Origin of the sequence: Phytopseudomonas daroniae, from assembly GCF_004327275.1 — a bacterium.
Lineage (GTDB): Bacteria > Pseudomonadota > Gammaproteobacteria > Pseudomonadales > Pseudomonadaceae > Aquipseudomonas > Aquipseudomonas daroniae.
The window spans coordinates 140372-154697 of sequence record NZ_QJUJ01000006.1 but is presented as its reverse complement, the minus strand read 5'-3'; the positions used below and the strand labels follow the sequence as shown (position 1 = coordinate 154697).

Annotated in this window: 11 protein-coding genes and 1 pseudogene; 10 read left to right on the top strand and 2 right to left on the bottom strand. The window is 59.2% G+C overall.

The annotated features are described in order from the left end of the window. Positions 1-62 precede the first annotated feature (62 nt). The 6 genes from lpdA to DNK10_RS15860 all read left to right on the top strand — a co-directional run bounded on the left by lpdA (position 63) and on the right by DNK10_RS15860 (position 6544). Positions 63-1499: a dihydrolipoyl dehydrogenase gene (gene lpdA / locus DNK10_RS15885; RefSeq protein ID WP_131192228.1), complete on the top strand. Its 1437-nt coding sequence runs from the start codon at positions 63-65 to the stop codon at positions 1497-1499. 200 nt (positions 1500-1699) lie between these two features. Next, positions 1700-2866: an ADP-forming succinate--CoA ligase subunit beta gene (sucC, locus tag DNK10_RS15880; RefSeq protein WP_131182198.1), complete on the top strand. Its 1167-nt coding sequence runs from the start codon at positions 1700-1702 to the stop codon at positions 2864-2866. Continuing rightward, positions 2866-3753 carry a succinate--CoA ligase subunit alpha gene (gene sucD, locus DNK10_RS15875; protein WP_131182197.1) on the top strand — a complete coding sequence of 296 codons (888 nt, stop codon included), beginning with the start codon at positions 2866-2868 and terminating at the stop codon, positions 3751-3753. Before sucC ends, sucD begins: the two co-directional genes overlap by 1 nt. A 263-nt stretch (positions 3754-4016) precedes the next feature. Further along, positions 4017-5330, top strand: coding sequence for a branched-chain amino acid transport system II carrier protein (gene brnQ / locus DNK10_RS15870; RefSeq protein WP_131192227.1), 1314 nt, complete (start codon positions 4017-4019; stop codon positions 5328-5330). A 90-nt stretch (positions 5331-5420) separates the two neighbouring features. Next, positions 5421-6155: a DUF599 domain-containing protein gene (locus tag DNK10_RS15865; protein ID WP_131192226.1), complete on the top strand. Its 735-nt coding sequence runs from the start codon at positions 5421-5423 to the stop codon at positions 6153-6155. Beyond that, complete coding sequence (locus DNK10_RS15860) at positions 6152-6544, top strand: MAPEG family protein (RefSeq protein WP_131182651.1); 393 nt, start codon at positions 6152-6154, stop codon at positions 6542-6544. The genes DNK10_RS15865 and DNK10_RS15860 overlap by 4 nt, the downstream gene beginning before the upstream one ends. 57 nt (positions 6545-6601) lie before the next feature. Here DNK10_RS15860 and DNK10_RS15855 read toward each other — a convergent pair whose 3' ends face one another. Beyond that, on the bottom strand, positions 6602-6907 hold the full coding sequence (locus DNK10_RS15855) for a hypothetical protein (protein ID WP_131192225.1): 306 nt from the start codon (positions 6905-6907) through the stop codon (positions 6602-6604). Positions 6908-7180: 273 nt separating this feature from the next. Between DNK10_RS15855 and DNK10_RS15850 the strand changes: the two genes are divergently transcribed. The 4 genes and pseudogenes from DNK10_RS15850 to htpG all read left to right on the top strand — a co-directional run bounded on the left by DNK10_RS15850 (position 7181) and on the right by htpG (position 12283). After that, positions 7181-8422, top strand: coding sequence for an MFS transporter (locus DNK10_RS15850; protein ID WP_131192224.1), 1242 nt, complete (start codon positions 7181-7183; stop codon positions 8420-8422). 89 nt (positions 8423-8511) lie between these two features. Further along, a pseudogene (locus DNK10_RS15845) lies at positions 8512-9245 on the top strand (IS5 family transposase). A gap of 102 nt (positions 9246-9347) precedes the next feature. Then, positions 9348-10148 carry a hypothetical protein gene (locus DNK10_RS15840; protein WP_165496000.1) on the top strand — a complete coding sequence of 267 codons (801 nt, stop codon included), beginning with the start codon at positions 9348-9350 and terminating at the stop codon, positions 10146-10148. Positions 10149-10378: 230 nt separating this feature from the next. Then, positions 10379-12283 carry a molecular chaperone HtpG gene (gene htpG / locus DNK10_RS15835; RefSeq protein WP_131192222.1) on the top strand — a complete coding sequence of 635 codons (1905 nt, stop codon included), beginning with the start codon at positions 10379-10381 and terminating at the stop codon, positions 12281-12283. Between the two features lie 172 nt (positions 12284-12455). On the opposite strand, the gene DNK10_RS15830 is transcribed toward htpG, so the two are convergent. Further along, positions 12456-14042, bottom strand: coding sequence for an ABC-F family ATPase (locus tag DNK10_RS15830; RefSeq protein WP_131192221.1), 1587 nt, complete (start codon positions 14040-14042; stop codon positions 12456-12458). Between the last annotated feature and the right edge of the window lie 284 nt (positions 14043-14326).

Genomic DNA, 14326 nt, shown 5'->3' with positions numbered 1-14326 from the left:
AAGTAGAAGCGCTCCGTCTTGCAGCTCGAAGCTCGAAGCTTGAAGCTGAAAAGGAATCTTTTATGAGCCAGAAATTCGACGTGGTAGTCATTGGTGCCGGCCCTGGCGGCTACGTAGCCGCCATCAAGGCTGCCCAGCTCGGTCTGAAGACCGCGTGCATCGAGAAGTACCAGGACAAGGACGGCAAGATCGCCCTCGGTGGTACCTGCCTGAACGTTGGCTGCATTCCTTCCAAGGCGCTGCTGGACAGCTCCTGGAAATATCACGAGGCCCATGAAGGTTTCGCTGTACACGGTATTGCCGCCAAGGGCGTGACCATTGACGTGCCAGCCATGGTTGGCCGCAAGAACACCATCGTCAAGAACCTGACCGGCGGTGTTTCCACCCTGTTCAAGGCCAATGGCGTGACCCTGCTGGAAGGCCACGGCAAGCTGCTGGCTGGCAAGCAGGTCGAAGTCACCGACAAAGACGGCAAGACTTCGATCGTCGAAGCCGAAAACGTGATCCTGGCTTCCGGCTCGCGTCCGATCGACATCCCGCCGGCTCCGGTCGACCAGGACGTCATCGTCGACTCCACCGGTGCACTGGACTTCCAGACCGTACCGAAGAAGCTGGGCGTGATCGGCGCTGGTGTCATCGGTCTGGAGCTGGGTTCGGTATGGGCTCGCCTGGGTGCCGAAGTGACCGTTCTGGAAGCGCTGGACAAGTTCCTGCCAGCCGCTGACGAAGCGATTGCCAAGGAAGCGCTGAAGACCCTGACCAAACAGGGCCTGAAGATCAAGCTGGGCGCTCGCGTGACCGGTTCGGAAGTGAAGAAGAAGCAGGTTACCGTCACCTACACCGATTCCGAAGGCGAACAGAAAATCGTCTTCGACAAGCTGATCGTTGCGGTTGGCCGTCGTCCGGTCACCACCGAACTGCTGGCTTCGGACAGCGGTGTTGATCTCGACGAGCGTGGCTACATCTTCGTCGACGACCAGTGCGCCACCAGCGTTCCAGGCGTCTATGCCATCGGTGACGTGGTGCGCGGCGCGATGCTCGCTCACAAGGCCTCGGAAGAGGGTGTGATGGTTGCCGAGCGGATCAAAGGTCACAAGGCACAGATGAACTATGACCTGATTCCTTCGGTCATCTACACCCACCCGGAAATCGCGTGGGTCGGCAAGACCGAGCAGCAACTGAAGGGTGAAGGCGTTGCAGTCAACGTCGGTACCTTCCCGTTCGCAGCCAGCGGCCGTGCCATGGCAGCCAACGACACCGGCGGTTTCGTCAAGGTCATCGCCGACGCCAATACCGACCGCGTACTGGGTGTACACGTGATCGGCCCGAGCGCGGCAGAGCTGGTGCAGCAAGGCGCCATCGGTATGGAGTTCGGTACCAGCGCTGAAGACCTGGGCATGATGGTCTTCTCGCACCCGACCCTGTCCGAAGCCCTGCACGAAGCAGCGCTCGCAGTAAACGGTGGCGCGATTCACGTCGCCAACCGCAAGAAACGCTAAGAAGTCGTTCGTCTGATAGCGGCCTGCGGGCCGGTGTCGTTCAGACGATTTTTCGCGAAGCAGAACCACGGTGCATTGCCCGCGCAGGGCTCAGGCCCATGCGCGGAATGTGTGCCGGACTGCCTAGAGGCGGTCACAGGTGGTGCGGCACGTCAGTGCAGCACCGATGCGCAATACCTAAACGAAGACGGTAGACAAGCATGAATCTTCACGAGTATCAGGGTAAGCAGCTGTTCGCTGAGTACGGCCTGCCCGTATCCAAGGGCTTCGCCGTAGACACCCCGGAAGAGGCCGCAGCGGCCTGCGAAAAGATCGGTGGTACCGAGTGGGTCGTCAAGGCTCAGGTACACGCCGGTGGCCGCGGTAAAGCGGGTGGTGTGAAACTGGTCAAGAGCAAGGAAGACGCCAAGGCTTTCGCTGCCAACTGGCTGGGCAAGCGTCTGGTGACTTATCAGACTGACGCCAATGGTCAGCCTGTCACCAAGATCCTGGTCGAGTCCTGCACCGACATCGCCAAGGAACTGTACCTGGGCGCTGTAGTCGATCGCTCCAGCCGTCGTATCGTGTTCATGGCTTCCACCGAAGGTGGCGTGGACATCGAGAAGATCGCTCACGAAACGCCTGAGAAGATCCTCAAGGCCACTATCGATCCGCTGGTCGGGGCACAGCCGTTCCAGGGTCGCGAGCTGGCATTCCAGCTGGGCCTGGAAGGCAAGCAAGTCACTCAGTTCGCCAAGATCTTCGTGGGTCTGGCCAAGCTGTTCAAGGATCACGATCTGGCTCTGCTGGAAGTGAACCCGCTGGTCATCAAGGCCGACGGCGATCTGCACTGCCTGGACGCGAAGATCAACATCGACGCTAACGCCATGTACCGTCAGCCGAAGCTGAAGACCTTCCACGACCCGTCGCAAGACGACGCCCGTGAAGCCCACGCTGCCAAGTTCGAACTGAACTACGTTGCTCTCGAAGGCAACATCGGCTGCATGGTCAACGGTGCCGGTCTGGCCATGGGCACCATGGACATCGTCAACCTGCACGGCGGCAAGCCAGCCAACTTCCTGGACGTTGGCGGCGGCGCTACCAAAGAGCGCGTGACCGAAGCCTTCAAGATCATCCTGTCCGACAGCAACGTCGCTGCCGTTCTGGTGAACATCTTCGGCGGTATCGTTCGTTGCGACATGATTGCCGAAGGCATCATCGGTGCAGTGAAGGAAGTCGGCGTCAAGGTTCCGGTTGTCGTCCGTCTGGAAGGCAACAATGCTGAACTGGGTGCCAAAGTCCTGGCCGAAAGCGGCCTGAACATCATCGCGGCAACCAGCCTGACCGACGCTGCTCAGCAAGTCGTCAAAGCTGCGGAGGGCAAGTAATGAGCGTCCTGATCAATAAAGACACCAAGGTTATCTGCCAGGGTTTCACTGGTTCGCAAGGTACCTTCCACTCCGAACAAGCCATCGCCTACGGTACCAAGATGGTTGGCGGCGTGACCCCAGGTAAAGGCGGCACTACCCACCTGAACCTGCCAGTGTTCAACACTGTGAAAGAAGCTGTGGAAGCTACCGGCGCCGACGCTTCGGTCATCTACGTTCCGGCTCCGTTCTGCAAAGACTCGATCCTGGAAGCTGCCTTCGGCGGCATCAAGCTGATCGTGTGCATCACCGAAGGCATTCCTACCCTGGACATGCTGGATGCCAAGGTCAAGTGCGACGAGCTGGGCGTTACCCTGATCGGTCCTAACTGCCCAGGCGTGATCACTCCGGGCGAGTGCAAGATCGGCATCATGCCGGGTCACATCCACCTGCCAGGCAAAGTAGGCATCGTGTCGCGTTCCGGCACCCTGACCTATGAAGCCGTCAAGCAGACCACCGACGCCGGTTTCGGCCAGTCCACCTGCGTGGGCATCGGTGGTGACCCGATCCCGGGCTCCAACTTCATCGATATCCTGAAGCTGTTCCAGGAAGATCCGAAGACCGAAGCGATCGTCATGATCGGTGAGATCGGCGGTTCGGCTGAAGAAGAAGCGGCTGCCTACATCAAGGCCAACGTCACCAAGCCTGTAGTTTCCTACATCGCTGGTGTGACCGCTCCACCCGGCAAGCGCATGGGCCATGCTGGCGCCATCATCTCCGGCGGCAAAGGCACTGCAGACGAGAAATTCGCTGCTCTGCAAGACGCTGGTGTGAAAACCGTGCGTTCCCTGGCTGACATCGGCAAGGCCCTGGCCGAGCTGACCGGTTGGGAAGTCAAAAACGGCTAAGCCGTTACGACTGTGAAAAAAGGCCACCTTCGGGTGGCCTTTTTTCATTGAGGCGACGCGAACTTACAGGCTTTCGACAGTCTGTCCGCCAGCTTCGAGTTCTCGGCTGATTTTCGCTAACATGCCGCCCCCTGCATTGCCAACTGCCACAAGCAGACGAGCATGCCTGCATTGGCCCGGCCCACGAGCCCGGGCAACGTTTCCCCTGACCCTGATGGAAACCTCCGGAACATTTTGATTTTCTGCCTGTGGTATTTCCCTCTATGACTCGCTTGAAAAGCCTGGATATCCTGGCTCTCGGTTTCATGACGTTCGCGCTTTTTCTGGGTGCGGGCAACATCATCTTCCCGCCTAGCGCCGGCCTGTCAGCTGGCGAAAATATCGCCGCAGCGGCAATGGGCTTTCTGCTGACCGGTGTCGGTTTGCCATTGCTCACGGTCGTGGCGTTGGCCCGTGTGGGCGGTGGCCTGCCAACGTTGACCACACCGTTGGGTCGTTGGGCCGGTATCGCACTGGCAGTGGCCGTGTACCTGGCGATCGGCCCGCTGTTTGCCACCCCGCGCACGGCCGTCGCGTCGTTCGAGATCGGCATGCAGCCCTTTGTCGGCAACAGCGCCACGGCGCTATTCGTATATACCCTGGTGTATTTCGCGGCCGTACTGTTCTTGTCCCTCAATCCAGGTCGCCTGGTCGATCGGGTCGGCAAGTACATTACGCCGGTGCTGATCGTTGCGCTGATCGTGTTGGGTGGTGCGGCCGTATTTGCCCCAGCGGGGGAGGTGGGTGAGGCATCCGGTGCCTACCGCAGTGAACCGTTGGTGCAGGGTTTCCTGCAGGGCTACCTGACCATGGATGCCCTGGGCGCCCTGGTATTCGGTATTGTGATTGCCAACGCCGTGCGCGCGCGTGGCATCAGCGACGACGGATTGATCACCCGCTACTGTGTGATTGCCGGCATCATCGCTGCGGTGGCGCTTTCGTTGGTCTATCTGTCGCTGTTTTATCTTGGCGCTACCAGCCATGAGTTGGCTGCGGGTGCCGAGAACGGCGGGCAAATCCTCACCGCCTACGTGAACCAGACGTTTGGAACATCGGGCTCGCTGCTGTTGGCGGTCGTCATCATCCTGGCCTGCCTGACCACTGGCGTTGGTTTGCTGACAGCGTGCGGTGAGTTCTTCAGCGATCTGGTCAAGATCCCTTACCGCGCCGTAGTTATCGTCCTGGCGCTGTTCAGTCTGGCGGTTTCCAACCAGGGGCTGACTCAGCTAATCAGCGTTTCCATTCCCGTGTTGGTCGGGCTCTACCCGCTGGCGATCGTGCTGGTGGCGCTGAGCCTGGCGAACCACCTATGGCTGTCACAGAGCCGGGTTTTCGTACCGGTTATGGCGGTTACCCTGGTGTTTGGTATCGTCGACGGCATGGGCGCTGCTGGTTGGGGGGATCACGTGCCCGCCGTCTTTGGCAGGCTGCCACTGGCTGCTCAGAGTCTGGGCTGGCTGGTGCCCGTATTGGTGACATTAATGGTCGCCTGCCTGGTTGATCGGGTATTGGGGATGAGGCGTCCGGCAACGGCCTGACCAACCTGTCGATGTCCAGGAGCCGCTCCCTTGAGCGGCTTTTTCTTGTCTTCCGTGGCTATAATCGCTCCAGCACTACAAGGAGCCTGCATGCCCATCAGCGAAGAATATCTGCCTCATCTACTGGCCGTTCTCTGGTTCGTCATCTGCTGGGGGGGCTACACCCGCTATGCCCAAGTGAAAGGCCGCACCACTCCTTGCCTGGCCAGCGTCCTGCATCTCTACCGCGAGGACTGGATGCGGCGAATGCTGCTGCGCGACAACCGCATCGCCGATGCCAACGTGATCGGCAACCTCGAGCGTAACGCCTCGTTCTTCGCCTCCAGCACGCTGATCATCCTCGCCGGCATCCTCACCGTGCTCGGCGCTTCGGATCGCGCGGTATCGCTATTGGCCGACCTGCCGTTCGTGCAGGTCGCCAGCCGCGGCATGTCGGAGGCCAAGCTGCTGTGCCTAGGCGTGGTGTTCGTCTACGCCTTTTTCACCTTCAGCTGGTGCATGCGCCAATACAACTTCGCTGCCGTATTGGTGGGCTCAGCGCCGATGATCGGTGAGCGGCATGTCACCGAGCAGGAGCGCAAGGCATTTGGCGAGCGAACCGCGCGGGTGATCTCGATGGCGGCCAACCAGTTCAACTACGGCCTGCGTGCCTACTATTTCGGTATGGCGACTCTGGCCTGGTTCATCAACCCCTGGTTCTTCATGTTGGTTTCCGCAGGTGTCGTGGTGGTGCTGTATCGACGCGAATTCCATTCCGATGTGCTGGAAGTGATGGTGTACACACAAACGCCGACGTTCGAGCCCACCAAGGAGAGAGCCGAATGAGTATTCCGTTCTGGTGCATATTCATCAGCGCCGTGCTGATCTTCGTGGCGAAGGTGCCGCTGGCCAAGGCGATGAAGGAGGAGGGCGGGCGTTACGACAACCATCATCCACGCGCACAACAGGCGCGCCTCAGCGGATTCGGCGCACGCGCGCTGGCTGCTCATCAGAACAGTTTCGAGGCATTTCCGCTGTTTGCAGTAGGGGTACTGATGGCTCATGTCACCCAGAGCAGCGGGTGGCTGGTGGACTTGTTGGCGGTGACTTTCGTGGTCGCACGGGTGCTGTATCTGCTCTTCTATTGGGCAGATCTGCACTGGCAACGTAGCTTGGTGTGGATGATTGGAATGGGTTGCACGCTGCTGTTGATGCTCACGCCAGCGTTGCGGTAAAGCGGAGGGAGAAGGGCGTTACCCGCGGTGGGCTGCGGGTAACGTGAAAATGTCAGCTTACTGCTGTTGCTGAGTCGGGGCTGCCGGATCAGCGGGTGCGGCTGGATCCGCAGGGGCTGCCGGTTCGGCCGGTTCGGCTGGTGGAGTTTGCAGCTCTTCCTGTTGCTCGTTGGCACGCTCCTGAGCGGCCTCGGCTTCTTTTTGAGCAGCTTCATTGCTCTGCTCAGCGGCGTCGTTCATCGACTCCTGGGCTTCGGTGCGAGCTTCTTGAGCGTCTTCGGCTTTGTTTTCGGACGGCTTGTCACAGGCCGCAAGGCCAAGCGTGGCAGCCAGCATGAAGGCGTAAGCGACTGATTTTTGCATGGTGGTGCATCTCCTTTGGGTAAATACCATTACGGTTTTTCGAGGCATCAAAGTGGGTATAAGTTCATTCCCTTTCCACTCAATGCCCGTTTATGCGCTGGGTGCACCCGTAGAAGCACCAATTCAGGGCTTGTCACAAAATCGGAAAATTTCTCGACTTCTCGGTGGATTGAGCACGCATCGATGATTATCGTGACGCTCGTTCCCTCGGTGCGCGCTGGCAAAGTGGGCGCATCCGACGCCGATCCCGGCTACTGAACTTAAGGAAACTGAATGGACGCGTTGTTGATCCTGGGCGGCCTGCTGCTGATTCTCGTCGGCCTGGTGTTGCTGGTGATGCGTGGTTTCGCCACCAGCCTGCTATGGGGCTGGGCTTGCCTGTTGCCGCCTCTGACGCTGCTGTTCATCGTGGCTCATTGGCGCCGGGCCAAACATGCACTGGCCTGCTGCGCGTTGGGCATGATCCCGCTGGTCGTCGGTCTGGCTGTAATGGCGGGCCAGGATCCACAGCGTCTGGAGGCCATCATCGGCCTGCAGTGGTTGCAGCCTGAGAAGCAGGCTCCAGGTGAGTTGCATATCCAGCTCAATGGCCAACTCAATGGCGAACCTTTCGCTCCCAAGGAAGGCGAATTGACCGACAGCGTGCTCAGTCTGCGTGAAGGTCAGGATTTCTTTGCCCGTCGTGAGCTGATCATTCGTGGCTTGCCGCTCGCCGCGGATGGACTGCGTCTGGATGTGCTGCCGGATGATCAGGGTCAGTTGCCGGAGATCGAGTTCAGCTGGTTGTTGCCCGATCAGGACTTGCCCGAAGCGCGCCAACTGAAAGGTGGCTACACATTGCACCTGGATCTCCGGCCCGAAGAACCGAATCGTCTGGTGGGGGATTTCCACCTGGTGCTGCCGCCGCAATTCGAGACCACCTTGAGTGGCAAGGTCGAAGTGTTTCGCAATGGCCTGCGTTATAACGAGGGCAAGGTGGATCGCACCGTCGACTCTCGTGACACCCTGGCGCATATCCTCACCGACTACCTGCAACGTCGCTTTGCTACTCGCGATGTGCAACTTGAGCCACTGCCTGCCTCTGCCGTGGCGGGTAGCAACCTGATGCTCGAAGTGCAGGCTCGCGTTGACGGACGCGAGCAGCGTTTGTCGGTGAGCCTGAGCAAACATCCACAACTGGGCTGGCGAGTGGATGATGACCGCTTCGCCGAATTATCGGCAGCGAGCAAGCAGATGCCTGTTGCTGCACCTGCTCAGCCCGCCGCGCCAAGCCAGCCAGCCCCCCAGCAGGATCCACGCCAGGACTTCACCCTTGTGCGCCTGCTCAGTGAGCCGCAACGCTACGTCAATCAGCCGATGCGAGTGTTCAGCGAAAAGGGCAACTCGGCTCAGGGGCAGTTCGCCGGGCTCGATGAACAGGGGCAGATCATCCTGCGGCAGCGCCTGAACGGTTCGGGCGAAGCGCGCTTTGCGCTGTCGCCGACGGATGTCGTTCATGTCGAGCTGCTTGACTAGGGTCTGTTGACGTTTCACCCTAATTCTTTGATCTATAAGAGCAAGCTCGTATCGTTGTAGCTCTCATACAACACCAATACGAGCTTGCAATGCCCCGATTGATGCTCAGCGATGAGCACTGGTCGAAGCTGCTGGAAATTTTGCTTCACATGGCCATCTACAACAAGCGTGATCTATGGATGACTGTCGAAGGCATGCTTTATCGCATGCGCACGGGATGTCCCTGGAGAGATCTGCCCGAGGCGTTTGGGGACTGGAATAGAATCTACAAGCGCTTCAATGCCTAGTCTGCTTGCGGCAAGTGGCTCAGGATCTTCAAGGCGCTTGTGGTTGAATCCGACATGGAGTGGGCTTTCACAAGGCCCACCAGCACAGCGTAGGTGCAGCCAGTGGACAGGATGAAGCGATAGGGAAAAGCCGAGTCGGCAACACCAGCAAGATTCACTTGGCAGTGGCTGCATATGGTCTGCCCATCGAGTTTGAAATCACAGGTGGTCAAATCAATGACTGCACCCAGGCAGCGGCGTTGATTTCCCAGCTCCCAGCGGCAGAAACCATCGTCGCGGATAAGGGCTATGACAGCGAGAGAATCCGGGGACAGATAGAACGACAAGGGGCTAAGGCCGTGGTACCGAGAAAGCGTAACTCCGTGAAAGGAAACGCGGATCTGGATAGAGGGTTTTACCGCAATCGGCATTTGGTGGAGAACGCCTTCGCCCGACTGAAGCATTACCGGGCGGTGGCATCACGTTTCGACAAGCTCAAACGAAATTACGAGAGTGTGGTAGCCATGGCTTGCGCGTTCTTATGGTTGCCTATGTGAAACCTTAACAGACCCTTTAATGGGTATGGCCTCCGCTCGAGAGCATCCTGCGGAGCCGGGATGCCGTACCTTCGGCCTCCCTGAACCAACAGGAGAAAGGTCTTGGGTCGTTCCTTGCTGCTTGAACCGTTCAGGATACTGAGGGAGAAGGTTCCCTTCGTAGAGTATGCGTGCAGGAGTGCTGGCCTCCTGTTTCACCCTAGGGTGGAAACACTGGCAGAGCTGGGGCAAGGCCAGATGAGGTATGCCTTGTATGACGTGCTTCTGAGCCTGTCCGTGGTAGCGCTTATCGTCGCCTACAGTTCCGCTCTCGTGGTGGGGGTGGATCTGTCCGGCGCCGCATCGGTGTTTTCGAACATCCAGGCCCTGTTCCTGGGATTTGCCTACTATGCCTATTTTTCGACGGGCTGCTTCTTCCTGTTGATCCTCGCATGTATGGGCGTTCGCAGGCCTGCAGGCCATACGCGTATTCAGGGAGCGTTCCTGCTGACCTTGCATTATGCGCGCTGCTATTCCCTGTTCCTGTTGCTGATAGTTCCCCTGCTGCTTTTCCTGGTCGATCGGTCGCTGCAGGGAATGCTCACGATGGACGAATACCTCCAGGGCGAACCTGCCCATGCGCTTTACTTCATGGTGCCGTTTCTGGCGTTGTACCTGCACTGTTGCCTGTTACCGATGAAGCGATTCTGGGCGCCCAGCAAGAGCGGCTTCGTTTCTTTCCTGGCTGTCTTGCTGGTCACGCAACTGGCTTTTACGTTCAATATCTGGCTGCCTTCCGTGGCCAGACTGGAGTTGCAATGGGAGATCGTCTGTGCCCGGATGATGGCTTCGGACAAGGTGGCCGGCCTTTCCGTGGAACAACGGCAGGCGTTCGAACGCTCATGCCTGGCCAGGGGGCTGTGAGGCTGCATAGGCGTCAACGATCGAGGCGGCCTTGCGTAGGGTGCGCCATGCGCACCAAGGCTAGCGGCGTCGATCGTTCAGGTGCGCGCAGCGCACCCTCTTACTACCGGCTTGCGACGAAACGTCAACAGACCCTAAGGTCTGTTGACTTGAAGTTTTCCCACACCGCCCCCACCTGATAGGTCATCCGCCGTACTGCGGCTTAGCCATCAATGTGGAGTTAGATGACCATGAGTGTGGAAACTCAAAAAGAAACCCTGGGCTTCCAGACAGAGGTGAAGCAACTGCTGCACCTCATGATCCACTCGCTGTATTCCAACAAGGAAATCTTCCTGCGCGAGTTGATCTCCAACGCCTCCGACGCCGTCGACAAGCTGCGTTTCGAGGCGCTGGCCAAACCCGAGCTGCTCGAAGGCGGCGCCGAGCTGAAGATCCGCGTGACCTTCGACAAGGACGCCAAGACCGTCACCCTGGACGACAATGGCATCGGCATGAGCCGCGAAGAAGCCATCGCGCACCTGGGTACCATCGCCAAGTCCGGTACCGCCGACTTCCTGAAGAACCTCTCCGGTGACCAGAAGAAGGATTCGAGCCTGATCGGTCAGTTCGGCGTGGGCTTCTACTCCGCGTTCATCGTTGCCGACAAGGTCGAAGTGTTCACCCGTCGTGCCGGGCTGTCGGCTGGCGAAGGCGTGCACTGGGCCTCCAAGGGCGAGGGCGATTTCGAAATCGCCAACGTCGAGAAAGCCGAGCGCGGTACCCGTATCGTGCTGCACCTCAAGAGCGGTGAAGAGGAGTTCGCTGACGGCTGGCGCCTGCGCAACATCATCAAGAAATACTCCGACCACATCGGCCTGCCGATCGAGTTGCCGAAGGAGTTCCACGGCGAGGAGAAGGACAAGCCAGCCGAACCCGAGTGGGAAGTGGTCAACCGCGCCAGTGCACTGTGGACGCGCCCGCGCACCGAGGTCACCGACGAGCAGTACCAGGAATTCTATAAGCACGTTTCCCATGACTTCGACAACCCGCTGAGCTGGAGCCACAACAAGGTCGAAGGCAAGCTGGAGTACACCTCGCTGCTGTACGTGCCAGGCCGTGCACCGTTCGACCTTTACCAGCGCGAAGCGCCGCGTGGCCTGAAACTCTATGTGCAGCGCGTGTTCATCATGGATCAGGCGGACGAGTTCCTGCCGCTGTACCTGCGCTTCATCAAGGGTGTGGTCGACTCCAACGACCTGTCTCTGAACGTCTCCCGCGAGATCCTGCAGAAGGATCCGGTGATCGATTCGATGAAGTCGGCACTGACCAAGCGTGTGCTGGACATGCTGGAAAAACTGGCGAAGAACGAGCCCGAGCAGTACAAGGCGTTCTGGAAGAACTTCGGCCAGGTTCTCAAGGAAGGCCCGGCGGAAGACTTCGCCAACAAGGAGAAGATCGCCGGCCTGCTGCGCTTCGCTTCCACTCAGGACGGCGAGGGCGAGCAGAGCGTTTCCCTGGGCGATTACATCGGTCGCCTCAAGGACGGCCAGGACAAGATCTACTTCCTCACCGGCGAGTCCTACGCGCAGGTCAAGAACAGCCCGCACCTGGAAGTCTTCCGCAAGAAAGGCATCGAAGTGCTGCTGCTCACCGACCGTATCGACGAGTGGCTGATGAGCTACCTCACCGAGTTCGATGGCAAGTCGTTCGTCGATGTCGCCCGTGGTGACCTGGATCTGGGTTCGCTGGACTCGGAAGAGGACAAGAAGGCCCAGGAAGAGGTCGCCAAGAGCAAGGAAGGGCTGGTCGAACGCTTGAAATCGGCGCTGGGAGAACAAGTGGCGGAAGTACGCGTCTCCCATCGCCTGACCGATTCACCAGCCATCCTGGCCATCGGCGAACAGGATCTGGGCCTGCAGATGCGCCAGATTCTCGAGGCCAGCGGCCAGAAGGTGCCGGATTCGAAGCCGATCTTCGAATTCAACCCGAACCACCCGCTGATCGAGAAACTGGATGCCGAACCGGACGAAGATCGTTTTGGCGACCTGTCGCACATTCTCTTCGACCAGGCCGCGCTGGCTGCGGGCGACAGCCTGAAAGATCCGGCGGCCTACGTGCAGCGTCTGAACAAGCTGTTGGTCGAGCTTTCCGCTTGATGCCACGGCTGTAATGAAAACGCCGCTCGACCAGAGCGGCGTTTTCATATCTGCTCAACCTCGTAGGATGGGTCGAGGAGCGAAGCGACGATACCCATCAACGACCCATCTACACGAAAAAGCCCCGTCATCCGAAGGATGACGGGGCTTCTTTTTTGTCTCGGTCAAGCGATCAGACGATGATGCCCTGGCTGCGCAGGTAATCGTCGTAGGTACCGCTGAAGTCGGTGACGCCATCGTCCGACAGCTCGATGATGCGCGTGGCCAGGGAGCCGACGAACTCGCGATCATGGCTGACGAAGATCAGCGTGCCTGGGTAGTTCTCCAGCGCCAGGTTGAGCGCTTCGATGGATTCCATGTCCAGGTGGTTGGTCGGTTCGTCCATCACCAGCACGTTGGGCTTCTGCAGGATCAACTTGCCGAACAGCATGCGACCCTGCTCACCACCGGAGATCACCTTGACCGACTTGAGGATCTCGTCGTTGGAGAACAGCATGCGCCCCAGGGTGCCACGGATGACCTGTTCGCCTTGCGTCCACTGGCCCATCCAGTCGAACAGGGTCACGTCGTCTTCGAAGTCGTGGGCGTGATCCTGGGCGTAATAGCCGACCTCGGCGCTTTCCGTCCATTTCACCGCACCGGTGTCCGGGGTCAGTTCACCGACCAGGGTGCGCAGCAGGGTGGTCTTGCCGATGCCGTTGGGGCCGATGATCGCGACGCGCTCGCCGGCTTCGACAGTGAAGCTGAAGTTCTTGAACAGCGGTTTGCCATCGAACCCCTTGGACATCTGCTCGATGGTCACGGCCTGGCGATGCAGTTTCTTGGTCTGCTCGAAGCGGATGAACGGGCTGACCCGGCTCGACGGCTTGACCTCGGCCAGCTGGATCTTGTCGATCTGCTTGGCACGGCTGGTGGCCTGCTTGGCTTTCGAGGCGTTGGCCGAGAAGCGGCTGACGAAGCTCTGCAGCTCGGAAATCTGTGCCTTCTTCTTGGCGTTGTCCGACAGCAATTGCTCGCGCGACTGGGTCGCAGCGGTCATGTATTCGTCGTAGTTGCCCGGGAACAGGCGCAGCTCGCCGTAATCCAGATCCGCCATGTGGGTGCAGACCGCGTTCAGGAAGTGGCGGTCGTGGGAAATGATGATCATGGTGCTGTTACGCGCCGTCAGAATCGTTTCCAGCCAGCGGATGGTGTTGATATCCAGGTGGTTGGTCGGTTCGTCGAGCAGCAGCACGTCCGGATCGGAGAACAATGCCTGAGCCAGCAGCACGCGCAGCTTCCAGCCGGGGGCGACTTCGCTCATCGGGCCGAAATGCTGTTCCAGCGGGATGCCCAGACCGAGCAACAGCTCGCCGGCACGGGATTCGGCGGTGTAGCCGTCCATCTCGGCGAACTCACCTTCGAGCTCACCGACCTTCATGCCATCCTCTTCGCTCATTTCCGGCAGCGAATAGATACGATCGCGCTCGGCCTTGACCTTCCACAGCTCCTCGTGACCCATGATCACGGTGTCGATCACGTTGAATTCTTCGTAGGCGAACTGATCCTGGCGCAGCTTGCCGAGACGCACGTTCGGCTCGAGCATGACCTGGCCGCCGGAGGGCTCGAGATCGCCCCCGAGGATTTTCATGAACGTCGACTTGCCGCAGCCATTGGCGCCGATCAGGCCGTAGCGGTTGCCGTTGTTGAACTTAACGGACACGTTCTCGAACAGCGGCTTGGCACCGAACTGCATCGTGATATTTGCTGTGGAAATCAAAGCTGTCTATCTCGCATGTTTCAAAGGGGTGGATTTACTCTTGGGGCAGTTTTGGGGCAATTCTTAGCTTGCTCATCTCTGCCCAGTCGCCTTCGCCAGCAATCCATCGGGCATAGCGCGTCAGCAGAATCTGCACTAAGTGGCCCAACTGCTTGGCGATGAAGGCCGGAGCCATCCCTGCCATTAGGCACATGGTTTGCGTATGTGTGGCGCGTATTGTACGGAGGACAGTAGCGAATACCCAGCGCTTTCAGGGGCGGTGGTCACTGATGATGCGGGTCACT

Bases quoted from the DNA above. Each gene is read 5' to 3' on its own strand.
- lpdA (WP_131192228.1), top strand. From the start codon at position 63: ATGAGCCAGAAATTCGACGTGGTAGTCATTGGTGCCGGCCCTGGCGGC.
- sucC (WP_131182198.1), top strand. From the start codon at position 1,700: ATGAATCTTCACGAGTATCAGGGTAAGCAGCTGTTCGCTGAGTACGGC.
- sucD (WP_131182197.1), top strand. From the start codon at position 2,866: ATGAGCGTCCTGATCAATAAAGACACCAAGGTTATCTGCCAGGGTTTC.
- brnQ (WP_131192227.1), top strand. From the start codon at position 4,017: ATGACTCGCTTGAAAAGCCTGGATATCCTGGCTCTCGGTTTCATGACG.
- DNK10_RS15865 (WP_131192226.1), top strand. From the start codon at position 5,421: ATGCCCATCAGCGAAGAATATCTGCCTCATCTACTGGCCGTTCTCTGG.
- DNK10_RS15860 (WP_131182651.1), top strand. From the start codon at position 6,152: ATGAGTATTCCGTTCTGGTGCATATTCATCAGCGCCGTGCTGATCTTC.
- DNK10_RS15855 (WP_131192225.1), bottom strand. From the start codon at position 6,907: ATGCAAAAATCAGTCGCTTACGCCTTCATGCTGGCTGCCACGCTTGGC.
- DNK10_RS15850 (WP_131192224.1), top strand. From the start codon at position 7,181: ATGGACGCGTTGTTGATCCTGGGCGGCCTGCTGCTGATTCTCGTCGGC.
- htpG (WP_131192222.1), top strand. From the start codon at position 10,379: ATGAGTGTGGAAACTCAAAAAGAAACCCTGGGCTTCCAGACAGAGGTG.